Below are 23,279 nucleotides of genomic sequence, written 5' to 3' on the forward strand. Positions count from 1 at the left end.
CGACCGATTGTGCGCGCCCTCGGCGCCCGGCGCCAGGGGGCGCAAGGCCTCAGGCGCGCTGGCAGCGGACGCAATAGTAGGTGGCGCGCTGCCCTTGCACGATGCGGCGGATGGGCGTGCCGCAGACCCGGCAAGGCTGGTTCTCGCGCTCGTAGACGGCCGCATGGATGTCGAAGTAGCTGCCGGGCTCGCCACCGGCGCCGACATAGTCGCGCAGGGTGCTGCCTCCCGAGGCCAGGGCGTCGCCCAGGGTGGCCTGGATGGCGGCGGCGAGCTTTTCGCAGCGCGCGAGCGAAAGCCGGCGCGCCGGCGTACCCGGATGGATGCCGGCGCGGAACAGGCTTTCCGATGCGTAGATATTGCCCACGCCGACGACCGCCTCGCCCGCCAGCAGTATCTGCTTGATGGGCGCCGACCGCCCGCGGAACTGGTCGCGCAGCCACGCGCCGCCGAAGCGGGGATCGAAGGGCTCGATGCCCAGCTTGGCCAGCAGGGGATGGAATTCGACGGGTCCGGCATCGGCCGGATGCCACAGCACCGCACCGAAACGGCGCGGATCGTGCAGGCGCAGCACGGCATGGTCGAATACCCATTCGACGTGGTCGTGGCGGCGCGGGGCTTCGGCCTCCGGCACGCGGCGCAGGGAGCCGGACATTCCCAGGTGCACGATCTGGGTGCCGTGGTCGAAGCGCAGCAGGAGATATTTCCCCCGCCGCCCGCATTCCAGCACGGTGCGGCCGGAGAGCGTGGCGGGCAGGTCGGCGGGGACGGGCCAGCGCAGGCGCGGTTCGCGGACGACCAGGCGAACCAGCGGGCGGCCTGTCATGACGGTGTCGATTCCGCGTCGGGTGGTCTCGACTTCAGGCAGTTCGGGCATGGGGCGATCGCACTGGAGGGTGGGGGCCTTTCAGTGTGAATGCTCCCTAGCCAGTGTAAGATGAACAGTTGCGTGTACAGATTGTGCCATCAACCGGACGGGACGCGTGAAGTCGTCGCTTATGCATATGAATTTCGGGTTAGCCGCGCTGGCGTTGGCGTTGGCGGGATTGCAGGCCGTGCCTGCCCAGGCCGCTGAACGGCCGAAGACGACGCCGCGCGCGCACCAGTCGGAAACCGAAGTGATCCGGCTGCGCGAAGGCCAGTTGCCTTACGTCAAACTGACCTCGGATATCTTTTACCGCGTGGTGGCCGCCGAGATCGCGGCGCAGCGGGGCATGTACGGCACCGCGGCCTCGACCATGCTGGGCCTGGCGCGCGACACCAGCGATCCGCGCGTGGCGCGGCGCGCGCTGGAGTTCTATCTGGCTGGCGGAAACCTGAAGGGCGCGCTGGACGCCGCGCGCGTGTGGTCGCGCCTGGCCCCGAACGACGACGAAGCGGGTTCGACCGAACTGGCGCTGGCCGCGGCGAATGGCCAGACCAAGGGCCTGGGGCCGGCGCTGCGCGCGCGCATCGACGAGGCCAAGGACAAGCAGGCCGCCATCGCGCAGACCATGGCGGTGCTGGGCCGTATCAGCGACCGCAAGCTGGCCTTGCAGATTCTCGACGAAGCCCTGAGCCCGGCGTCGCGCAAGCTGCCGGTGGCGCACCTGGCGCTGGCCGACGTGGCGCAGGCCGCGGGCGACAACGCGCGCGCGCTGGAAGAATCGCGCGCCGCGCTGGCCGCCGATCCCAAGTCCGAAGCGGCCGCGCAGCGCGTGCTGGAATACGGCATGAAGGTCGACCCGCAACGCGCCGCCGCCGATGCCCGCGCCTTCCTGGCGCGCCATCCCGATGCGCGCAAGCTGCACCTGATGCTGGCCGCGCAACTGGCCGACCACAACGACTACGACGGCGCGCTCAACGAGCTGCAGTCGATGTCGCGCCGCTCGCCGGAAGATTTCGACCTGATGTTCATGCAGGGTCAACTGGCTTACAAGGCCGGCCGGCTGGATCAGGCGCGCGCTTACCTGCGCCAGTACCTGGACGTGCAGAGCCAGCGCCAGCGCGCCATCGTGCCGGGCGCCACCGACGCCACCGCGGCGGCGGCCGACGCCCGCGTGCTGCTGGCCCGCATCGACGAGGACCAGGGCCGCTACGACGACGCCATCGCCGAGCTCGGCCGCATCGACGATCCCACCATGCGCTTCCAGGCGCGCATGCGCCAGGCTACCCTGCGCGCCAAGCAGGGCCGTATCGACGACGCCGTCGCCATGGTCGACCGCGCGCAGCCGCAGGACGAGGAAGAACGGGTGCTGGGCGTGTTGACCAAGGCGCAGATCCTGCGCGACGCCGATCGCACCGACCAGGCCATCGCCCTGCTGTCGGGCGCCGACAAGGCCATGCCTGATACGGTGGAGATCAAGTACGAACTGGCCATGCTCTACGAGCGCAAGGACCGGCTGGCCGATCTCGAACGCCTGCTGCGCCAGGTGATCGCGCTCGACCCGGATCACGCGCATGCCTACAACGCCCTGGGCTACACCCTGGCCGACCGCAACGTGCGGCTGCCCGAGGCGCTGGACCTGATCACGCAGGCGCTGGACCTGTCGCCGGACGATCCCTACATCATGGACAGCATGGGGTGGGTGAAGTACCGCATGGGCGACAACGCCGCCGCGTTGACCTATCTGCAGCGCGCGTATGCGCAGCGGCCCGAGGCGGAAATCGGCGCCCACCTGGGCGAGGTGCTGTGGGCCAGCGGCCGCCGCGACGAGGCCACGGCCGTCTTCCGCAACGCGGCGCGCAAGGAACCCGCCAACAAGACCCTGCGCGAGGCCATCACGCGCCTGGGGGTCAAGCTGTGATCGCTGCGTTCTGTCGGCGCGCCGCCGCCGCGGCGCGACCGGAACGGGACGGGCGCCCGGCGCCGCGTTGGCCGCAATGGCGCGCCGCCGTCGTGGCGCTGCTGTGCGGCGCGCTGGCGGGCTGCGTGACGCCCGACCGCATCGCCGGCTCCGGCGCGCAGAACGAGTTTTCCCGGGTGGGCCGTTTCGCGCTCACCGTCAACCAGGACGACGGCCGCCAGAACGCCGTGCAGGGCGGCTTTTCCTGGCTCGACGATGGCCGCCGCTATGTCCTGGACCTGACCACGCCGCTGGGCTCGACGCAGGCCCGCGTGGAAGGCCGGCCGGGGCTGGCCACGCTCGACAAGGCCGACGGCACGCACTTGCAGGCCAGCGACCCCGACGCCCTGGCGCAGGATGCCCTCGGCAGCCGCGTGCCGGTCTCGGGCCTGCGCGACTGGCTGCGCGGGCGCCTCGCGCCGCAGCCGCCGGCGCAGGACGTGCAGCGCGACGACCAGCAACGGGTCGCGGCGTTCCAGCAGGGCGGCTGGTCGGCGCGTTTGTCGCGCTATGACGACCTCGGGCCGCAACTGCTGGTGCTGGAGCGGCGCGAGTCCGATCGCAGCATCCTGTTGCGCCTCGTCGTCACGCCGGATTCCTGATGCGCGCCGACGCCGCTGGAGGAGGGCGCTTGTGAACCTCTACGACGTTCCCGCCCCCGCCAAGCTCAATCTCTTCCTGCACGTGGTCGGCCGCCGGCCCGACGGCTACCACCTGCTGCAGACCGTATTCCGCTTCGTCGATCTCGCCGACACCCTGCATTTCTCCGCCCGCGACGACGGCCGCATCGAACGCGACCGGCCGCTGGCCGGCGTCGATCCCGAGCAGGACCTGACCGTGCGCGCCGCGCGCGCCTTGCAGGCGGCCTCCGGCACGCGCCAGGGCGCCACCATCGCGCTGGAAAAGCGCATTCCCATGGGCGGCGGGCTGGGGGGCGGGTCGAGCGACGCGGCGTCCACCTTGATTGCCCTGAATCGCTTGTGGGGGACGGGTCTGACGCGCGCGCAGTTGATGCGCCTGGCCCTGCCCCTGGGCGCGGACGTGCCGGTGTTCGTCTTCGGCCAGTCGGCCTTCGCCGAAGGGGTGGGCGAGGACCTGTCGGCGGTGCCGCTGCCGCCGCGGGCGTACCTGATCGCCCAGCCGGACGCCAGCGTGCCCACGCCTGTTGTTTTTTCCGACCCGGATTTGACACGGGACACGAAACTGATCACAATAGCGGACTTTCTTGCTTCGCCTTATTTCCACCGGGGGCAACCCTCCCGAGGATACTTCGGCCGCAATGATCTGGAACCGGTGGTCTATCGGCGCTTTCCGGAAGTTCTCCGGGCTGCGCGGTGGTTGTCGGGAACGGAACGTGCAGCGGAGAATCCGGAAAAGGATCGCGGTTTGGATGTGCGTATGTCAGGATCCGGCGCCTGTTTGTTTGCCGAATTCGACAGCATCGAAAAAGCGGTTTTGGCAGAGCGTGAAATTGCCGCTACAATGCGCGTCGCTGGTTCAACCAGTACGTCGCAAGCGACGCAAGAATCGCCTCCGCGGTTCCGGTTATTGCAGGCTTGTCCTGGTTTGGCCGAACATCCGCTCAGGCACTGGATTGCTAGCTAGTGGGGAGTCGCCAAGTTGGTTAAGGCACCGGATTTTGATTCCGGCATGCGAAGGTTCGAATCCTTCCTCCCCAGCCCCATACGAATCACTATAAAAAAGCTGTTGAACTCGCCCATATAGCCAGAGGCCAAGGTTCAACAGCTTTTTTGTTTTTTCGACCAAACCGGTCTTCGCGATCTTTGCACCTGCCGCATCATGTCAAAAGACAGCTTCATGATTTTCACGGGGACGGCCAACACCCGTCTGGCCGTTGACGTCGCCAACCACCTGGACATGTCGCTGGGCAAGATGACGGTCGGCCGCTTCTCCGACGGCGAAGTGATGGTCGAAATCAATGAAAACGTGCGCGGCAAGGACGTTTTCGTGCTGCAGCCCACCTGTGCGCCGACCAACGACAACCTGATGGAAATCATGGTCATGGTCGATGCCCTGCGCCGCGCGTCGGCCGGCCGCATCACCGCCGCCATTCCCTATTTCGGCTATGCGCGCCAGGACCGCCGCCCGCGTTCGGCGCGCGTGGCCATTTCGGCCAAGGTCGTGGCCAACATGCTGCAGGTCGCCGGCGTCGACCGCGTGCTGACGATGGACCTGCACGCGGACCAGATCCAGGGTTTCTTCGACATTCCCGTGGACAACATCTACGCTGGTCCCATCCTGCTGGGCGACATCTGGCGCCGCAATTTCTCCAACCTGGTCGTGGTGTCCCCCGACATCGGCGGCGTGGTGCGCGCCCGCGCGCTGGCCAAGCAACTGGAAGCCGACCTGGCCATCATCGACAAGCGGCGTCCGCGCGCCAACGTGTCGGAAGTCATGAACATCATCGGCGAAATCGACGGCCGCACCTGCATCATCATGGATGACATGGTCGACACCGCCGGTACGCTGTGCAAGGCCGCGCAGGCGCTGAAAGAGCGCGGCGCCGGCGCCGTGTATGCCTATTGCACGCACGCGGTGCTGTCGGGCGGCGCGGTCGAGCGCATCGAGGGTTCGGAGCTGGACGAGCTGGTCGTCACCGACACCATCCCGCTGTCGGAATCGGCGCGCTCGGGCAAGAAGATCCGCCAGTTGTCCTGCGCCGGGCTGCTGGGCGAAACCATCCTGCGTATTTCCAACGCGGAATCGGTCAGTTCGCTGTTCGCGGACTGATCCTTCATCGTTGCTTCCGGGCCCGGGCGCCCGGGCAGTTTTCTCCACCTCGCGCTGGTCGCGGCACGGGGTGATTCACACGGACCGTCGTATACGGTCCGTGTTCACAACCGGACGTTTCGGCGTCCATTACTTAGCCAGTCTGGAGTTTTCCATGAAATTCAATGCCACCACGCGTAGCGTCCAGGGATCGAGTGCGAGCCGCCGCCTGCGCCGCGCGGGCCGCGTTCCCGCCATCGTTTACGGCGTCGGCACCCAGCCCCTGAACATCGAGCTCGACCACAACGACATCTACCATGCCCTGCGCAAGGAAGAGTTCCACTCGTCCATCCTGGACATGGAAGTCGAAGGCGGCAAGTCCGAGAAGGTGCTGCTGCGCGCCGTGCAATGGCACGCCTACAAGCAGCAAGTGCTGCACATCGACTTCCAGCGCGTCGACGCCAACAAGGCCCTGCACACCAAGGTGCCGCTGCACTTCGTCAACGCCGACGTGTCGCCCGCCGTCAAGCTGAGCAGCGCCGTCATCACCCACGTGCTGACCGAGCTCGAAGTGAGCTGCCTGCCGGCCGACCTGCCCCAGTTCATCGAAGCCGACCTGAGCAAGCTGGAAGCCGGCGCCTCGCTGCACCTGGCCGACGTGACGCTGCCCAAGGGCGTGACCTACGTTGCGCACGGCGGCGACGCCAACCCGGTGCTGGCCTCGGCCCTGACCAAGGGTGGCCCGGCTGACGAAGCCGACGCCGGCGAAGCCGCTGGCGACGCTGCCGCGCCCCAGGCCTAAGCCCGCGCTAGCGGACGGCGTGGCCGGCTGGCCAGGCCGTTCCGCCGAGCGCAAGGCGATACGCAATACCCGACCCCGCGCGTGGATTTCCACCGCGGGGTTTTTCATGTTCTGATAGCGGCCAGAGAATCCCGTCGCGGCGCAGCCGCGCGCGACGGCCAGGCTTCCCACCATGTCTACTCCCATACGTTTGATCGTCGGCCTGGGCAATCCCGGACCGGAATACGAAACGACCCGGCATAACGCCGGGTTCTGGCTGGCCGACCACGTCGCCGACGACTTGCGCGCCAGTTTCGCGATGGAAAAGGGCTTTTCCGGCTTCGTCGCCAAGGCGCGCCATGGCGGCGAGAACGTCGTCCTGCTCAAGCCCATGACCTATATGAACAGGTCGGGCCAGTCGGTCGGCGCGCTGGCGCGTTTCTTCAAGTTCACCCCGGAACAGGTGCTCGTGCTGCATGACGAACTGGACCTGATGCCGGGGGAGGTCAAGCTCAAGCAGGGCGGGGGCCATGCGGGCCATAACGGCCTGCGCGACATCCAGTCCGCGCTGGGCAGCCCGAATTTCTGGCGCTTGCGGCTGGGCATCGGCCATCCGCGCACCTTGGGCCTGGCCCAGCAGGTGGCGGATTTCGTCCTGCACACGCCCCGCCGCGAGGAGATGACCGGCATCGAGGCGGTCATCGACCGTTGCCGCGCGGTCATGCCCTTGCTGCTCGACGGCGAGTTCACCAAGGCGACGCAGCAATTGCATCGGGAGAACAAGGCGTGAGCGCCGACCGGCCGCCGCCGCGCCAGCCGCCCTCCGTCGAGCCGCTGGCGACCGGCCGCTATGGCGGCCTGGCCGGCGGCGCGAACCGGCCGACGGCCGGGGGCGGGAAGCGGGGGATGCCGCGTTTGCGCGACGACGTCAAGGATTTCCTGCGATTCGTGCGCCGGCCCACGCTGCGCCGCTTGCCGCCGCACGACGCAGGCAACGGGCTGGACGCGGACTGGGTCCCGCAGACCACCCTGCGCCGGGTGCTGGCCTGGGTGGTCATCCTGTGGACCTTCAATCTGCTGGTGCTGGGGCCCCTGGCGCTGAAGGTCGCCACCATGGGCGGCGCCCATCATCGACTGGAGTCGGGCAACATTCCCTGGATGATCGCCATTTTCTGGGCGCCGCTGGTCGAGGAAATGGTGTTCCGCTATTTCCTGCGGCGGCCGGGGCAGGCGTGGTGGATGGTGCCCGCCATGCTGGCGGCCATGCTGAAGGGGCCGAACGTCTGGACCCTGCCGCTGGCGGCCCTGGCGATCGTCGCCAGCGTCTGGACTCTGCAGCGCGCGCAGCAGGCCGGGCATCGCTGGTCCTGGGGGTGGCGCCGCCGCTATGTGCGCCTGTTCCCGCTGGTGTTCCACGTGGCGTCGCTCACCTTCGCCGCCTTGCACCTGGGCAATTACACGCTCAACCACACGCTGATCTGGTTGATGCCGGTGCTGGTCCTGCCGCAGTGGCTGACCGGGCTGGTCCTGGGCTGGATGCGCGTGCGGCGCGGCATAGGCGCGTCCGTGCTGATGCATATGATGTTCAACGCCGGGCCCGTGCTGCTGGTGCTGGCGCTGGTCAAGTGGGCGCCGGCATTGGCGAGCTGAGGCGGGCGAGCCGGGCGTCGATCCAGACGTTTTGCCGCGTCGATGCGGGCGCGCAACACATGGCCTTTCCGGGCCTGGCGCGATCAACGTATTTTCAGGCGCCTTCGTGTATTGTCCGGGTCGCATTTTCAGGAGACAAACAGGCTCGGGACGTGGACGCACCAGCGGTCCGCCGGGCCGGGTGCATCTATGGATACGTTGAAATCGGCGGCCGACACGCTGTTCATCCTCATTGGCGCGGTGATGGTGCTCGCGATGCATGCGGGCTTCGCGTTTCTGGAACTGGGCACGGTCCGCAAGAAGAACCAGGTCAACGCCCTGGTGAAAATACTGGTGGATTTCGCGGTGTCGACCATCGCGTATTTCTTCATCGGCTACAAAATCGCGTACGGCGTGCAGTTCTTCACGGGCGCCGAGGCGCTGGCGGTGAAAAACGGCCATGAGCTGGTGCGCTTCTTCTTCCTGCTGACCTTCGCCGGGGCGATCCCGGCGATCATCTCCGGCGGCATCGCGGAGCGTTCGCGCTTCAACCCGCAGTTGGCGGCGACCTTCCTGCTGGTGGGCTTCATCTATCCCTTCTTCGAAGGCATCGTGTGGAACGGGCACCTGGGCCTGCAGCAATGGCTGGCCGGGGTCGCGGGCGCGCCTTTCCACGATTTCGCCGGATCGGTGGTGGTGCATGCCTTCGGCGGCTGGGTGGCCTTGATCGCCGTGGTGCTGCTGGGCGCGCGGCGCGGGCGCTACAAGGACGGCCGCATCGCCGCGCATCCGCCGTCGAACATTCCTTTTCTTGCTCTGGGCGCGTGGGTGCTGGCGGTGGGCTGGTTCGGCTTCAACGTCATGAGCGCGCAGACCCTGGACAAGATCAGCGGCCTGGTCGCCATCAACTCGCTGATGGCCATGGCGGGCGGCACGCTGTCGGCATGGATGGTAGGGCGCAACGACCCGGGCTTCGTCTACAACGGCCCGCTGGCCGGCCTGGTGGCCGTCTGCGCGGGCTCGGACGTCATGCATCCCCTGGGCGCGCTGGTGACCGGCGCCATTGCCGGCGTCTTGTTCGTCTACATGTTCACCAAGGTCCAGAACAAGTGGCGCATCGACGACGTGCTGGGCGTCTGGCCCTTGCACGGCCTGTGCGGCGCCTGGGGCGGCATCGCCGCCGGCATCTTCGGCCTGCAATCGCTGGGAGGCCTGGGCGGCGTGTCTTTCGGCGCGCAGGTGGCGGGGACCGTATTCGGGATCATCGTCGCGTCCGTGAGCGGTTTCATCGTCTATGGCGCCATCCGCGCGCTGGTCGGCCTGCGGGTCAGCCAGGAAGCCGAGTTCAATGGCGCGGATTTGTCCATTCACCGCATTTCGTCCACGCCGGAGCGGGAGACGAATTGGTAGGGGTTGCCGCAGCCGGTCCCGCGACCGTCCGGTGAGCGCTGCCGCCCTCGGTTAAAATGCCCGGTTTCCTGGACTAATGTCCGATCCGGCACCGATTTTCAGATTCGCGTTTCGATTCCCTGGCGATCGCCTGGGCGATCCGGCGGATAGCGGGCAGGCCGGCGGCGCGATCGCACCGGGCTCGCCGGTGCGTTGATACTTATAGGATTTCCATGGCTCTGCAATGCGGCATCGTCGGCCTGCCCAACGTCGGCAAATCGACGCTTTTCAACGCGCTGACCCGCGCCGGCATCCCCGCGGAAAACTACCCTTTCTGCACCATCGAACCCAACGTCGGCGTCGTGGAAGTGCCCGATCCGCGCCTGCAGAAGCTGGCTGAGATCGTGTCGCCGGAGCGCATCCTCTCCGCCACGGTGGAGTTCGTCGACATCGCCGGCCTGGTCGCCGGCGCCAGCCAGGGCGAGGGCCTGGGCAACCAGTTCCTCTCGCATATCCGCGAAACCGACGCCATCGTCAACGTGGTGCGCTGCTTCGAGGATCCCAACGTGATCCACGTCGCCGGCAAGGTCGATCCGATTGCCGACATCGAAGTCATCGAGACCGAGCTGGCCCTGGCCGACCTGCAGACCGCCGAGAAAGCCCTGCACCGCCATCAGAAGACCGCGCGTTCCGGCGACAAGGAAGCGCAGAAACTGGTCGGCCTGCTGGAAAAGTGCATCGCCCAACTGAACCAGGCCAAGCCCGTGCGCGGCCTGGATTTCTCGCCGGAAGACCGCGCGCTGGTGGCGCCCCTGTGTTTCATCACCTCCAAGCCGGCCATGTACGTCGGCAACGTCAGCGATGACGGCTTCAACGACAATCCCTTGCTGGAGCGCCTGAAGGAATTCGCCGCGGCTCGCAATGCGCCCGTCGTGGCCATCTGCGCAGCCATCGAATCGGAAATCGTCGATCTGGACGATGCCGATCGGGCGGCTTTCTTGGCAGACATGGGCATGGAAGAGCCGGGGTTGAATCGGCTGATTCGCGCGGCGTTCAAGCTGCTTGGGTTGCAGACTTACTTCACGGCTGGCGTGAAGGAAGTGCGCGCCTGGACGGTTTCCATCGGCGCTACTGCCCCGCAGGCGGCTGGCGTCATCCACACTGATTTCGAACGCGGATTTATTCGGGCTCAGACGATTTCCTATGAGGACTTTATTGCCTATAAGGGCGAGCAAGGTGCCAAGGAAGCGGGGAAGATGCGGGCGGAAGGGAAGGAGTATGTGGTGCAGGATGGGGATGTTATGAACTTTTTGTTCAACGTCTGAGCGAGCCGAGGTGTTCCCGGAATTTTCATGAAATATCGGGAACGTCCGGAGCCTAGCAAAAGCCGCATGGTTATGCGGCTTTTTTATTTTTGGTTGTTTGTCGGTGTTTCCTGTGCGTCGGTTACGCGAGTGGAAGTCCACGCCCATGGCCCGTTCGTGAATAACAGGCGTTGTGGAGACAGCCGTGTCAGTCGCGAGAAGTCGCGGAAGATCGAGCGCATGATCCGCACACGCCGGTACTGGAACGGTTCCCCTTGCGAAGTTCCGGAAGGCAAAGCCAAGCTGGAATGTGTGCAAAAAGGACCACCAATTGAGTTACCTAAAACCTTGGATGAGCTATGCCGATCAACTGGATCAATTGGTCGAACGGGGCATGGTCGTCACCGATGGCGGTCGCGCGCTCGATTGCCTAAAGCGCATTGGTTACTACCGGCTGAGCGGCTATTGGTTTGCATTCCGCGAACGGAGTGGCCCACTGTGCATGCTGGATGAACATGGCAGGAAACCGAAGACAGTGCGAGAAGAGCGGCTCGTGCTGGACACCTTTCGTGCCGGCACGACTTTCCAGGACGCGGTGGATCTGTACGTGTTTGACAAGAAGCTGCGTCTGTTGGTGTTGGATGCACTGGAGCGCGTCGAGGTGGCACTGCGTGTGGACGTGTCTCATACGCTGGGGCAACTTGATCGGTTCGCCTACCTCAAGCCAGACTTATTCCATAGTGAGTTCAGCTCCGATCTGGACAAGGCGTCTGGGGTCACGCGACACCATGGCTGGCTTGGCAAGCATGCACAACTGATTGGCCGTTCCAAGGAAGAGTTTGTGCGGCACAGTCTAGCCAGATACGGCTTACCGTTGGCAATCTGGGTAGCCTGCGAAGTATGGGACTTCGGGACACTCTCGACGCTGTATAACGGGATGCGAGAGTCCGAGCAGGACGCCATTGCAGGCCGGTATGGAATAGGAAGTGGCCGTATATTCGCGACCTGGCTGCGTAGCCTGAACTATTTGCGGAATGTTTGTGCGCATCATAGCCGCCTATGGAACCGCAACATCGTGGATCAGCCCAAGCTGCCGGGGGCCACTGAGTTGCCATGGGTTGTCCCGTTTGAGACTGATGTGCACGCCCGGGCCCGATGCTTTCTCTTGTTGAAGATCACTCAGCACCTGCTGAGCGTGGTCAACCCTCGGTCTAGCTGGGCAGCGCGGATGAAAGCGCATTTGATGATGTTTCCTGACCTAAGCCACCTCGGCCTGAACCTCGGAGGCATGGGCGCACCGGTTGGCTGGGATGCTGATTGGTGATCGGGCCCAATAAAAAACCCCTCAGCAGCTTCCTCGCCGAAGCGAGGTCACCGAGAGGGGCCGTGTTGGAGTGAATTGTAGGTGGCATAGCCACGCTCGTCAATGTCAGCGCATGGTTTGGTGGATCGCCCCGCAAGAGGCTGCTCTGCCAACCAAGGTTCGCTTTGAGTTAGGAAGTTGTGCCCGGCTACTTGAGCACGTAAGGCGCACTTAGGGCCCGTCGCTGCGGTTACGATGTTTGGTGGTTTGCAGTTATCCCTGTCCCAGTCAAGGAACCCCACCATGCCACAATACTTCTCGGAAGCCGATTCCGTCGATGCCGTGAACGCGCGGATGGGCGCGGAGGTTAGTCCTCGCTTGCGGCGGGTCATGGCGTCGTTGGTCAGTCACCTTCACGCGTTCATCAAGGATGTCCAGCTCACGCAGGAGGAATGGGAGTTCGCCATCGAGTTCCTGACGCGGACGGGGCAGATTTGCAGCGAGGAAAGGCAGGAGTTCATCCTGCTGAGCGATACGCTGGGCGTGTCGATGCTGGTGGATGCGATCAATAATCGTCGGCCGAGCGGCGCCACGGAGAATACGGTGCTGGGGCCTTTCCATGTCGCCGGGGCGCCGCGGCGGGCGATGGGCGAGTCGATCTCTCTCGATGGCAAAGGCGAGGGCTGTTTGTTCGAGGGGAGGGTGCTGGACACTCAAGGGCGTCCTATCCAAGGGGCCTGTCTCGACGTGTGGTCGGATAACGCGGACGGTTTCTACGATGTCCAGCAACCCGAAGCCCAGCCCAGGTGGAACAATCGCGGCGTTTTCGAGACTGGCGCGGACGGCAGGTACAGCTTCCTGGGCATCAAGCCGGTGTCCTATCCGATTCCGCACGACGGGCCCGTGGGCAAGATGCTGGTTGCGCTCGGCCGCCACCCGTATCGTCCGGCGCATATGCACTTCATCGTCACTGCGCCCGGGTTCCAGACCGTGGTGACGCATACCTTTGTCGGCGACGATCCCTATATCGCCTCCGACGCGGTGTTCGGCGTGAAGGACTCCCTGGTGGCGCCGTTCCAGAAAGAAGGCCCGATGTGGCGTTCGTCGTTCGACTTCGTGCTCATGCCGCTGAGCCCCTGAACCTGTCTAAAACTCCTGTCCAAAACTCCCGTCTAAAAATCCTGCCTGAAAAATACTGTCTCAAACGCCTGTCCAAAACCGGTCATATTGGCGACCCAGCACGCCAATATTAAATTCTCGTGAATCTCACAAACATATTCACTCGAAACGCCAATACCGGTTTTTGTCGCGCGTTCTTAATAAGTCCCGGCATAGTCGTATCGGGAGATATAAGTCAACGGTAAAAATTAAAAGAACTTGTTAGCGAGCAAGATAATTGCCATTTGCCGTGCTTAGCATCCGGCTTTCCTCCCGAATGTGGACGAAAGTAGGAGACCGGGGTGGCGGTAGCCATCCGCCCGGTCCCGGATGCGCAAAATGGAATTTGCAGACATTCTCACCGCGCTGGATCCGCGCCTGCCCTGCGGCGAAGATCTGGAATACGACGCGGACTTCCTGCTGTTGCAGCAGGCTGCCGTCGGCAAGGCCGAGCAGCAGTTCGGATCGACCATCATTCCCGCCGACCCGCCCGATTGGCGCGAGGTCGAACGGCGCGCGCATGCGCTGCTGGAACGCACCCGCGACATCCGCATCATCAGCCACCTGACCCAGGCCTGGACCGAGATCCGCGGCCTGCCTGGCTATGCGCAGGGCCTCACGTTGGCCGCCGATGCGCTCGAACGTTATTGGGAGCCCGTGCATCCCCGCCTGCAAGGCGAGGACGACGAGGACATGGATCCGATGCCGCGCATCTATGCGTTGACCTCGCTGGGCGACGTGCAGGGCTGCGCGCGCAGCGCGCGCTCGGCGTCGCTGCTGAGCGGCGTGCATGGGCAACTGAGCTTGCGCGACGCCGAGGCGGTGCTGGACGGCACCCGCACCGACAACGACGCCTATCCGGGCGGCCGCGCGCGCCTGGTGCAGAGCCTGCGCGCCGCCGCGATGCAAGGCAGCGCCGACGTCAACGCGGTGGGCGAGGCGGCCGCGGCCCTGCTGCGCATACAGGAACTGGTGAACGCCAGGCTGGGCGCCGAATGGGCGCCCGATTACCGCGGCATCCTGCGCACGCTGCAATGCGTGGCGCAGCAGCTCCAGGACGAGAGCGCCGCCGGCGACGGAAAAGCCGACGTCGACCTCGCGGACAGCACCAACACCGGCGCGCCAAAAGTTGACGCGCCGCAGCCCCAGCGTCCCGCCCCCGCGCTGCGCTGGCAGGACGCCCAGATCCAATCCCGCGACGACGCCGTGCTGATGCTGGCCAAGGTGTGCGCCTACTTCGACGCGCACGAACCCAGCCACCCGGCACCGTACCTGATCCAGCGGGCGCAGCAGCTTATCTCGATGCGCTTCCACGACATCATCCGCAACCTCGCGCCGCAAGGCCTGGAGCAGTTCGAAGCGTGGTTGCCCAAGGACCCCGACGGGCGCGTTTCGACCTGAATCCAGACCGCCGCCAACATACCGAACCAGGAGCAACCAGCATGGCCACCAACCCCAAGGGAAGCGGACAGAAGTTCATCGCCCGCAACCGCGCCCCCCGCGTGCAGATCGAGTACGACGTCGAGATCTACGGCGCCGAACGCAAGGTGCAACTGCCGTTCGTGATGGGCGTCATGGCGGACCTGGCGGGCAAGACCGCCGCGCCGCAGCCGGACGTGGCCGAGCGCAAGTTCCTCGACATCGACATCGACAACTTCGACGAGCGCATGAAGTCGCTGCAGCCGCGCGTCGCTTTCCAGGTGCCGAATACGCTGACCGGCGACGGCAACCTCAACGTGGACATCACGTTCGAGAGCATCGACGATTTCTCGCCCGCCACGGTGGCCTCCAAGGTCGAGGCCATGAACAAGCTGCTGGAGGCCCGCACGCAGCTCGCCAATCTGCTGACCTATATGGACGGCAAGACCGGCGCCGAGGAACTGATCGGCCAGGTGCTGAAGAATCCCGCGCTGCTGAACGCGCTGGCCTCCGCGCCCAACCCGGAAAGCGGAAAAGACGCCGCGCCCGACGACGGCGCCGCGCCCCGGGACGAGCAGGCGGAAAACTAAGAGGAGAATCCCATGACTGTTGCTGCCAAGCAGACGCAAGCACGCGCCGAGGCGATGCAGGCGGACGACCTGTCCGCCCTGCTGAAGAAGGAGTTCAAGCCCAAGACCGAGCAGGCGCAGGACGCCGTGGAGCATGCCGTGCGCACGCTCGCGCACCAGGCCCTGGAGAACAGCGCCGTGGGCCTGTCCTCGGACGCCTACCGCACCATCCAGGCCATCATCGGCGAGATCGACCGCAAGCTCTCGGAGCAGATCAACCTGGTCATGCACCACGCGGAGTTCCAGCAACTGGAAGGCGCCTGGCGCGGGTTGCACTACCTGGTGAACAACACCGAGACGGACGAGCTGCTGAAGATCCGCGTGATGAACCTGTCCAAGAAGGAGCTGGGACGCACGCTGAAGCGCCACAAGGGCGTGGGCTGGGACCAGAGTCCCATTTTCAAGCGGGTGTATGAAGAGGAATACGGCCAGTTCGGCGGCGAACCGCTGGGTTGCCTGGTGGGCGACTACCACTTCGACCACAGCCCGCCCGACGTGGAGCTGCTGGGCGAGATTGCCAGGGTCTCGGCGGCGGCGCACTGCCCCTTCATCGCCGGCGCGGCACCCAGCGTGATGCAGATGGATTCCTGGCAGGAACTGGCCAATCCGCGCGATCTCACCAAGATCTTCACCAATACCGAATACGCCGCCTGGCGCAGCCTGCGGGAGTCCGAGGATTCCCGCTACGTCGGCCTGGCCATGCCGCGCTTCCTGGCGCGCCTGCCCTACGGCGCGCGTACCAATCCGGTCGACGAGTTCGACTTCGAGGAAGACACCGACGGCGCCAACCACGACCGCTACACCTGGGCCAACTCGGCCTATGCCATGGCGGCGAACATCAATCGTTCCTTCAAGCTGTATGGCTGGAGCACGTCCATCCGCGGCGTCGAATCGGGCGGCGCGGTGGAGAACCTGCCGTGCCATACCTTCCCCACGGACGACGGCGGCGTCGACATGAAGTGCCCCACCGAGATCGCCATCAGCGACCGGCGCGAGGCCGAGCTGGCGAAGAACGGCTTCATGCCGCTGGTGCATCGCAAGAACTCCGACTTCGCCGCCTTCATCGGTGCGCAATCGTTGCAGAAGCCGCAGGAGTACTACGACAACGACGCATCGGCCAACGCCAAGCTGTCGGCCCGCCTGCCCTACCTGTTCGCCTGCTGCCGCTTCGCGCACTACCTGAAGTGCATCGTGCGCGACAAGATCGGCTCGTTCCGCGAACGCGACGACATGGAGCGCTGGCTGAACGACTGGATCATGAACTACGTGGACGGGGACCCGGTGAACTCGTCCCAGGAGACGAAGGCGCGCAAGCCGCTGGCGGCCGCCGAAGTCCAGGTGGAGGAGATCGAGGACAACCCCGGGTACTACTCGGCGAAGTTTTTCCTGCGGCCGCACTATCAGCTAGAAGGTTTGACAGTGTCGCTGCGCCTGGTGTCGAAGCTGCCGTCGCTCAAGCAAAACGAAGGCTGAGACACATCACTTTGGCAGACATGCCTTATCGATCACACACTTAGGAGAATGAAGTGGCTGTTGACATGTTCATGAGGATAGAAGGGGCGAGCGGCGAGTCCAAGGATGCCAACCACAAGGAGTGGACCGACATCCTGAGCTTTTCCTGGGGCGCCACCCAGCCCGGCTCCATGGCCACCGGCGGCGGCGGCGGTTCGGGCAAGGCCAGCTTCAACGACCTGCACGTGGTGGCCCGCATCGACAAGGCCGCGCCCGCCGTCATGAAGCATTGCGCCGGCGGCAAGCACCTGAGCAAGGTCGAGCTGTCGATATGCAAGGCCGGCGGCACGCAGATCGAATATTCGAAGATCACGCTGGACGACGTGATGGTGACGTCGGTGCAATTGTCGGGCGACAACACCGCCACCTCGGCCGATCCCGAGTACGTGCTGGTGAACTACGCCTTCCAGGCCTCCAAGGTCACCCAGCAATACTGGGAACAGACCGACAAGGGCGGCAAGGGCGCCGAAAGCCAGGTCGCCTGGGACATCAAGCAGAACAAGGAAGCCTGAGTCCCTTGCGTCCAGCCGGCCGGATGCCGTTCCCTCGCGGCGCCCGGCCGGCGCCATTCCCTGACCGCCTGCCCCTCCCGCGATGCAAAAACCCGTTCCTTCCCTGCGCGACCGGCTCCAGCCGGCATTGCTCGATCGCCTGATGGACGACGCGCCGGCCCAACGCGCGGAAACGCACGACGCCGGCATGATCACGCACGCGGAACTGCGGTCGGCGGTGCTGCGCGATTTGCGCTGGCTGCTGAATACCGTGAACCTGGAAAGCACGGAAGACCTGGCGGCGTTCGGCCAGGTGCCGGCTTCCACCCTGAATTTCGGCGTGCGCGCGCTGGCGGGCAAGCGCATGTCCGACATCGACTGGATCGACGTCGAGGATTCCCTGCGCCACGCCATTACCGCCTTCGAACCGCGCATCCTGCCCGCGTCGGTCGAAGTGCGCTGCGTGACGAACACCGCCACCCTGGAGCACCACAACGTGCTCAGCCTGGACATCAAGGGCATGCTCTGGTGCGTGCCTTATCCGATGGAATTCCTGTTCCGCACCGACATCGACCTGGAAAGCGGACATATGGACCTGCGCGACCTGGGGGGCCATTGATGGACGCCCGCCTGCTGGACTACTACAACCGTGAACTCTCCTACATGCGGGAGATGGGCGAGGAGTTCGCGCGGCAATATCCCAAGGTCGCGGGCCGCCTGGGCATGAACGGCGTCGAGGTGGCGGATCCCTACGTGGAACGGCTGCTGGAGGGCTTCAGCTTCCTGACCGCGCGCGTCCAGATGAAGATGGACGCCGAGTTTCCCCGCTTCTCGCAACGGTTGCTGGAAGTCGTGTACCCCAACTACCTGGCGCCGACGCCCTCGATGGCGGTGGTGCAACTGTCGCCCAGCATGAACGAAGGCACGCTGGCGCGCGGGTTCAAGCTGCCTCGCGGCACGCTGCTGCGCGGCCGCCTGCCCAAGGGGGAACAGACGCCCTGCGATTTCCAGACCTGCCACGACCTGACGCTGTGGCCCCTGCGCGTGGACGGCGCCGAGTTCACCGGGGCGCCGTCCGACCTGCCGCTGGCCCGCATGGGGCTGGCCGGCCGCGGCGCCGGCGTCCTGTCGGCGCTGCGCATCCGCCTGGAGGTATGCGGCGGCGCCGAGCTGGACAAGCTGGACCTGGACAGCCTGGTGCTGCACCTGAACGGGCAGGACGTGCCGATGCAGCGCCTGCTGGAGCTGATGATGGGCCACACCGTGGCGGTCCTTTGCCACGATGCCCAGGCGCCGTTCGGCTGGATGGAGAAGCTGCCCGCTTCCGCGGTCCGCCACGAGGGCTTCGAGGACGGCCAGGCCATGCTGCCGGCCGACCGCCGCCTGTTCCAGGGCTACCGCCTGTTGCAGGAATACTTCGCCTTTCCGCAGCGATTCCTCTTCGCCAGCATCAACGGCTTGCGGCGTGCGCTGGCCGGCGCCGCCCGTGCCGGGACGGGCGCGGGCGTAGGCGCTTCGGGCCCGCGCAGTCCCCGGCATTTCTGCATCACCCTCCTGTTCTCGCGCGCGGCGCCCGAGCTGGAGGGCGCCGTGAACGCGTCCAACATCGCGCTGCACTGCACGCCCGCCATCAATCTCTTCCCGCGCCGCGCCGACCGCGTGGCCGTGACGCCGCGCAATCACGAGTACCACCTCGTGGTCGACCGCACGCGCCCCATGGACTACGAGGTCTACGGCGTGACGGCGGTCACGGGCCATGCCACCGCCGCGCGGCCGGCGCAGTCCTTCCGGCCATTCTACGGATCGCTGGGCGCTGACGAGGAGGAGTATGGCGCGTATTTCTCGGTGCGGCGCGAGCCGCGCCTGCTGTCGGACTCGGCGCTGCGCAACGGCACCCGCACCGGCTACACCGGCAGCGAGGTCCACGTGTCGCTGGTGGACCGCAACGAGGCGCCGTTCTCCGGCGATCTGCGCTACCTGACGCTGGAAACCCTCTGCACCAACCGCGACCTGCCCATGCTGCTGCCGCTGGGCACGGACACGGATTTCACCTTGCGGGTGTCCGCGCCCGTGGCGGCCATCAAGGTGCTGCACGGACCGACCCGCCCCCGCGCGGCGCTGGCCGAGAACGCCGCCACCTGGCACCTGATCAGCCACCTGGGCCTGAACTACCTCAGCCTGGTCGATATCGACCAGGAGCAGGGCGCGCAGACCCTGCGCGAGATGCTGAAGATCTATGGCGACCTGGCCGATCCCGTGGTCGCGAAGCAGATTTCCGGCCTGCGCCACGTGCGTGCCACGGCGGTGCATCACCGCCTGCCCGTGCCCGGCCCCATCGTCTATGGACGCGGGGTGCGCGTGTCGCTGGACGTGGACGAGATCGCGTTCTCGGGCATCAGCCCCTACCTGTTCGGGGCCGTGCTGGAGCAGTTCTTCGCCCGTCACGTGTCCATCAACATGATGTCCGAGCTGGAGCTGTCCACCTTGCAGCGGGGCCGCATCGCGAGCTGGAAGCCCCGCATGGGCGCGCGCCCCGCGGTGTAGCGCCTTGCCACGATATACGACACAGAACCACAGAGCCGAACGAGAACCGAGGAAACCCCAGATGAGCACAGCCGCCGCCAGCCGAAGCTATCCCCGCTACGATCCCGTGCATCTCATCGGCGTGGTCATGCACGTCGGCGACGACGGCTGCGTGGTCGATTGCGACGGCCGCGCATGGCGCTGCGTCCGCGCGGCGAGCTGCCTGCTGGCGCCGGCCGTGGGCGATACGGTGCTGGTGAGCGGGCCGGACAGCAGCCGCGTATTCCTGATCGCCGTCATCGCCCAGGCCGATCCCGCCTCCGCGCGCATCGAGCTCCCCGGCGACGTGGTGATCGCCGCGCCGGACGGCGACCTGACGCTGGAAAGCGGCGGCCGCACGCAACTGAACGGCCGCACCCGCGTGCAGGTCCAGGCCGCGGCGTTCGGCTTGCAGGCGGCCGACGCGGACTGCCGCGTCGAGCGCATGCGCTACGCCGGGGCCGAGGTGAAGGGCAGCGTCGGCATGCTGCGCCTGGCCGGCAAGGTCTGCGAAACGGCGGTGGACCGCCTGGTGCAGCTCAGCCGAAACGTCTTCCGCATCACGGAGGAATCCGAGCACGTGCGCGCCCGCGTGCTCGACAGCCAGGCCAGCCAGAGCGCGCGCCTGCACGCGCCCTATACGGTGGTCACGGGCGAGGAGCTGGTCAAGGTCGACGCCAGCCAGATACACGTGGGCTGAACCCCGCTATTGGAGCCAGGACATGGATCGCATCATCACCGCCCACACGCCGCTGCCGCCGGAGCAGCTTTCGTTTCGCGGCATGTACGGCCAGGAAGCCCTTTCGCAGTTGTTCGAGTTCAGCGTCGAACTGATATCCGATTCGTATACGCTGGACCTGAAGCAGTTGCTGGGCAAGCCCCTGACGCTGGAAATCCAGACGGCGGACGGCGGCAAGCGCTACCTGAACGGACAGATCACCCGCTGCACGCTGGTCGGCCGCGAAAGCGCGACCTCGCGCTACTACGTCTACCGCGCCACGGTGCGCCCGTGGCTGTGGTACCTGACGCAGACCTCGGACAACAAGATCTTCCAGCACAAGAGCGTGCCGGACGTCATCAAGGAAGTGCTGGCCGACTATGCCTTTCCCATGGAGATGCACCTGTCCAGCAGCTACCGGCCCTGGGAATATTGCGTGCAGTACCAGGAAACCGATTTCGCCTTCGTCAGCCGCTTGATGGAGCACGAGGGCATCTACTACTGGTTCAAGCACGAGAACGGCAAGCACACCCTGGTGCTGACCGACGACATCACCCAGCACGAGACCCTGCCGGGCACGGCCAGCATTCCCTACTATGGGCCGGATCGCACCACGGTGCCGCAGGAAGAGTACGTGTCGAACTGGGAAATCGCCGAGCAGATCACGCCCGGCGGCTTCGCCACCAACGATTTCGATTTCAAGCGGCCGGGCACGAGCCTGGACGCCAAGCGCATGAACCCCGGCGCCTACGACAACGGCGACCTGGAGGTCTACGAATGGCTGGGCGGCTACACCGACCCCGGCGAGGCGGAGCACTACACTCGGGTGCGGCTGCAGGACTTGCAGAGCCGGCAGGAGATGGTGCAGGGGACGAGCAACATCCGCACGCTGGCGCCGGGCTACCTGGTCACGCTGCGCAACCACCCGCGCGAATCCGAGAACCGCGAATACCTGATCGTCGCCACGCGCTACCGCATCCATGAAAGCGGCCAGAACACGGGCGCGGGCAGCATCGCCATGTGCGACGTGGATTTCACCGTGCTGCCGTCCAGCACGCAGTTCCGCGCGCCGCGCCTCACGCCCATGTCGCACACGCACGGTCCGCAGACGGCCACCGTGGTGGGCAAGGAGGGCCAGCAGATTTGGGTCGACCAGTACGGCCGCATCAAGGTGCAGTTCCACTGGGACCGCTACGGCCAGAAGAATGAAAACAGCTCCTGCTGGGTGCGGGTGTCCAGCCCGTGGGCCAGCGGCGGTTTCGGCGGCATCCAGCCGCCGCGCCGCGGCGACGAGGTGGTGGTGGATTTCATCGGCGGCCACCCCGACCGGCCCATCGTGATCGGCCGCGTCTACAACGGCGGCAACATGCCGCCCTGGGACCTGCCGGCCAATGCCACGCAAAGCGGTTTCCTGACCCGTTCGCAGGACGGCACGCCGCACACCGCCAATGCGTTCATGTTCGAGGACAAGCCGGGCGTCGAGGAAATCTGGGTGCACGCCGAGCGCAATATGCGCACCGAGGTGGAGAACGACGAGTACCGCAAGGTGGACGGCCTGCGCGACACGACCATCGGCCAGAACGACACCACCCGGGTGCTGGGCTCGCGCTTCATCCACGTGACGGGCACGGATACGCTGACCGTCGGCATGACCCGCAATGTCACCGTGACCGACACGGAAACCTATACGGTCAACGGCGCGCGCACCCTGCACGTGTCCGGCGGCATGACGACGGAGAATTTCGACCAGGGCCTGACCACCACGGTGGCGGCCGACGGCGAGACGCGCGAGGTGACCGGCGCCTTCAAGGAGACGTTGCATACCGGGCAGGAGGTCGTGGTCACGGGCAACGACTCGCTGCACGACGTGCTGGCCGGCACGCTGACCGAACGGGCCAAGGGCAAGGTGTCGGTGGAATCCACCAGCGACGCCATGGACGTCAAGGCCATGAACCAGGTGCTGGTGCAATCCTCGGCGGCGGGCATGGACCTGAAGTCCAAGGCGCAGATGACCATGACCTCGGAGAGCGCGGGCATCGACATGAAGGCGCCGCAGGACATCACGCTGACCAGCGACACCGACGTGGTCCTGAACGGCAAGAAGGTGAAGGATCTTTCGACGAAGAGCTGGCTCAAGGCCACGCCGTTCGGGTTGAACCTGACGGTGGCGCAGGCGACCATCGGCATGTTCAACGCCACGGTCTGGCGCTCGAACGTGGGCGCCGCGATTTCGAAGGCGGACTTCTCCGTCATCAAGACCGACGTGTTCAACGTCTCGAACAAGATCGGCGCCTTCGAGTCCAAGAATACCGGGCTGAAATCCGAGAGCGCGGGCGCCAAGAGCCTGCTGGCCGGCCTGCTGACGATCATCTGAGCGCCGCGGCGACTTCAAGGAGGGGGAAGAATGGATTTTCTCGAACGCATGGGACTGCCGGGCTGGATAGCGTGGTTCGGCCCGGTGGCGCTGCTGCTGATCGCGTCATTCGCCTGGAACATCTACAACATCAAGCGCCAGATCGACCGGCGCGCGGCCGTGGTCCAGAAGGAAGAGGCCGTGCGCGCGTCCGGTGACGCGGCCACGGCCACCGTGCTGGAAACCGCCGACACGGGCGTGCGCACCGGCGCGGACGAATACTTCATCTGGCGCCTGCGGCTGGCGGTCAGGCCCGCGCTGGGCCAGCCCTTCGAGCGCACGATCGAGGTGCCCGTCGCGCCCACGCGCTTCGCGGATTTCGCCGAAGGGAAGGAGATCCGCGTGCGCGTCGCCGCCGACCGCGGCCAGGTGGTCGTCGACCAGCGCACCAAATGAACATCGCTTGAACATCGCGT

At 65.8% G+C, this 23,279-nt stretch carries 20 protein-coding genes, 1 tRNA gene and 1 pseudogene; 21 read left to right on the forward strand and 1 reads right to left on the reverse strand.

The features are described from left to right. Positions 1 to 49: 49 nt before the first annotated feature. On the reverse strand, positions 50 to 877 hold the full coding sequence (gene mutM / locus CAL29_RS02445) for a bifunctional DNA-formamidopyrimidine glycosylase/DNA-(apurinic or apyrimidinic site) lyase (protein ID WP_094851410.1): 828 nt from the start codon (positions 875 to 877) through the stop codon (positions 50 to 52). Positions 878 to 916: 39 nt separating this feature from the next. On the opposite strand from mutM, the pseudogene CAL29_RS02450 reads away from it, so the two are divergent. The 21 genes and pseudogenes from CAL29_RS02450 to CAL29_RS31795 all read left to right on the forward strand — a co-directional run bounded on the left by CAL29_RS02450 (position 917) and on the right by CAL29_RS31795 (position 23,259). After that, positions 917 to 2,786 (forward strand): annotated as a pseudogene (locus CAL29_RS02450) (tetratricopeptide repeat protein). A 92-nt stretch (positions 2,787 to 2,878) separates the two neighbouring features. After that, entirely contained in the window at positions 2,879 to 3,427 is a 549-nt protein-coding gene (lolB, locus tag CAL29_RS02455; RefSeq protein ID WP_373559688.1) for a lipoprotein insertase outer membrane protein LolB, read from the forward strand. 31 nt (positions 3,428 to 3,458) lie between these two features. Further along, positions 3,459 to 4,430, forward strand: coding sequence for a 4-(cytidine 5'-diphospho)-2-C-methyl-D-erythritol kinase (gene ispE / locus CAL29_RS02460; RefSeq protein WP_094851412.1), 972 nt, complete (start codon positions 3,459 to 3,461; stop codon positions 4,428 to 4,430). Next, positions 4,431 to 4,504 (forward strand) — tRNA-Gln (locus CAL29_RS02465). A gap of 121 nt (positions 4,505 to 4,625) precedes the next feature. Next, positions 4,626 to 5,576: a ribose-phosphate pyrophosphokinase gene (locus CAL29_RS02470; RefSeq protein ID WP_179283879.1), complete on the forward strand. Its 951-nt coding sequence runs from the start codon at positions 4,626 to 4,628 to the stop codon at positions 5,574 to 5,576. 154 nt (positions 5,577 to 5,730) lie between these two features. After that, positions 5,731 to 6,357 carry a 50S ribosomal protein L25/general stress protein Ctc gene (locus tag CAL29_RS02475; RefSeq protein ID WP_094851414.1) on the forward strand — a complete coding sequence of 209 codons (627 nt, stop codon included), beginning with the start codon at positions 5,731 to 5,733 and terminating at the stop codon, positions 6,355 to 6,357. Between the two features lie 172 nt (positions 6,358 to 6,529). Continuing rightward, positions 6,530 to 7,126 (forward strand): aminoacyl-tRNA hydrolase, encoded by a 597-nt coding sequence (gene pth, locus CAL29_RS02480; RefSeq protein ID WP_094851415.1) that lies wholly within the window; start codon positions 6,530 to 6,532, stop codon positions 7,124 to 7,126. A gap of 116 nt (positions 7,127 to 7,242) precedes the next feature. Beyond that, positions 7,243 to 7,986 carry a CPBP family glutamic-type intramembrane protease gene (locus CAL29_RS02485; protein WP_094852657.1) on the forward strand — a complete coding sequence of 248 codons (744 nt, stop codon included), beginning with the start codon at positions 7,243 to 7,245 and terminating at the stop codon, positions 7,984 to 7,986. A 189-nt stretch (positions 7,987 to 8,175) separates the two neighbouring features. Then, complete coding sequence (locus CAL29_RS02490; RefSeq protein WP_094851416.1) at positions 8,176 to 9,375, forward strand: ammonium transporter; 1,200 nt, start codon at positions 8,176 to 8,178, stop codon at positions 9,373 to 9,375. A gap of 212 nt (positions 9,376 to 9,587) precedes the next feature. Further along, on the forward strand, positions 9,588 to 10,679 hold the full coding sequence (gene ychF, locus CAL29_RS02495) for a redox-regulated ATPase YchF (protein WP_094851417.1): 1,092 nt from the start codon (positions 9,588 to 9,590) through the stop codon (positions 10,677 to 10,679). A 331-nt stretch (positions 10,680 to 11,010) separates the two neighbouring features. Further along, entirely contained in the window at positions 11,011 to 11,982 is a 972-nt protein-coding gene (locus tag CAL29_RS02500; protein WP_094851418.1) for an Abi family protein, read from the forward strand. Between the two features lie 282 nt (positions 11,983 to 12,264). Further along, the gene (locus tag CAL29_RS02505) at positions 12,265 to 13,101 is read left to right on the forward strand and encodes an intradiol ring-cleavage dioxygenase (protein WP_094851419.1); all 837 of its coding nucleotides are present in this window, start codon (positions 12,265 to 12,267) and stop codon (positions 13,099 to 13,101) included. Between the two features lie 357 nt (positions 13,102 to 13,458). Then, positions 13,459 to 14,520, forward strand: coding sequence for a type VI secretion system protein TssA (tssA, locus tag CAL29_RS02510; RefSeq protein ID WP_094852658.1), 1,062 nt, complete (start codon positions 13,459 to 13,461; stop codon positions 14,518 to 14,520). Between the two features lie 41 nt (positions 14,521 to 14,561). Continuing rightward, entirely contained in the window at positions 14,562 to 15,128 is a 567-nt protein-coding gene (gene tssB / locus CAL29_RS02515) for a type VI secretion system contractile sheath small subunit (protein WP_094851420.1), read from the forward strand. Between the two features lie 54 nt (positions 15,129 to 15,182). Then, the gene (tssC, locus tag CAL29_RS02520) at positions 15,183 to 16,640 is read left to right on the forward strand and encodes a type VI secretion system contractile sheath large subunit (RefSeq protein WP_373559712.1); all 1,458 of its coding nucleotides are present in this window, start codon (positions 15,183 to 15,185) and stop codon (positions 16,638 to 16,640) included. Between the two features lie 53 nt (positions 16,641 to 16,693). Beyond that, on the forward strand, positions 16,694 to 17,191 hold the full coding sequence (locus CAL29_RS02525; RefSeq protein WP_256977147.1) for an Hcp family type VI secretion system effector: 498 nt from the start codon (positions 16,694 to 16,696) through the stop codon (positions 17,189 to 17,191). Between the two features lie 82 nt (positions 17,192 to 17,273). After that, the gene (gene tssE / locus CAL29_RS02530; protein ID WP_094851422.1) at positions 17,274 to 17,789 is read left to right on the forward strand and encodes a type VI secretion system baseplate subunit TssE; all 516 of its coding nucleotides are present in this window, start codon (positions 17,274 to 17,276) and stop codon (positions 17,787 to 17,789) included. After that, on the forward strand, positions 17,789 to 19,714 hold the full coding sequence (gene tssF, locus CAL29_RS02535) for a type VI secretion system baseplate subunit TssF (protein ID WP_094852660.1): 1,926 nt from the start codon (positions 17,789 to 17,791) through the stop codon (positions 19,712 to 19,714). Before tssE ends, tssF begins: the two co-directional genes overlap by 1 nt. A 61-nt stretch (positions 19,715 to 19,775) precedes the next feature. After that, positions 19,776 to 20,432: a DUF3540 domain-containing protein gene (locus CAL29_RS02540; protein WP_094851423.1), complete on the forward strand. Its 657-nt coding sequence runs from the start codon at positions 19,776 to 19,778 to the stop codon at positions 20,430 to 20,432. A gap of 22 nt (positions 20,433 to 20,454) precedes the next feature. Beyond that, complete coding sequence (locus CAL29_RS02545) at positions 20,455 to 22,824, forward strand: type VI secretion system Vgr family protein (protein ID WP_094851424.1); 2,370 nt, start codon at positions 20,455 to 20,457, stop codon at positions 22,822 to 22,824. Between the two features lie 30 nt (positions 22,825 to 22,854). Continuing rightward, positions 22,855 to 23,259 carry a hypothetical protein gene (locus CAL29_RS31795; protein WP_218831795.1) on the forward strand — a complete coding sequence of 135 codons (405 nt, stop codon included), beginning with the start codon at positions 22,855 to 22,857 and terminating at the stop codon, positions 23,257 to 23,259. The last annotated feature ends 20 nt before the right edge of the window (positions 23,260 to 23,279 follow it).

This window comes from Bordetella genomosp. 10, assembly GCF_002261225.1.
Lineage (GTDB): Bacteria > Pseudomonadota > Gammaproteobacteria > Burkholderiales > Burkholderiaceae_B > Bordetella_C.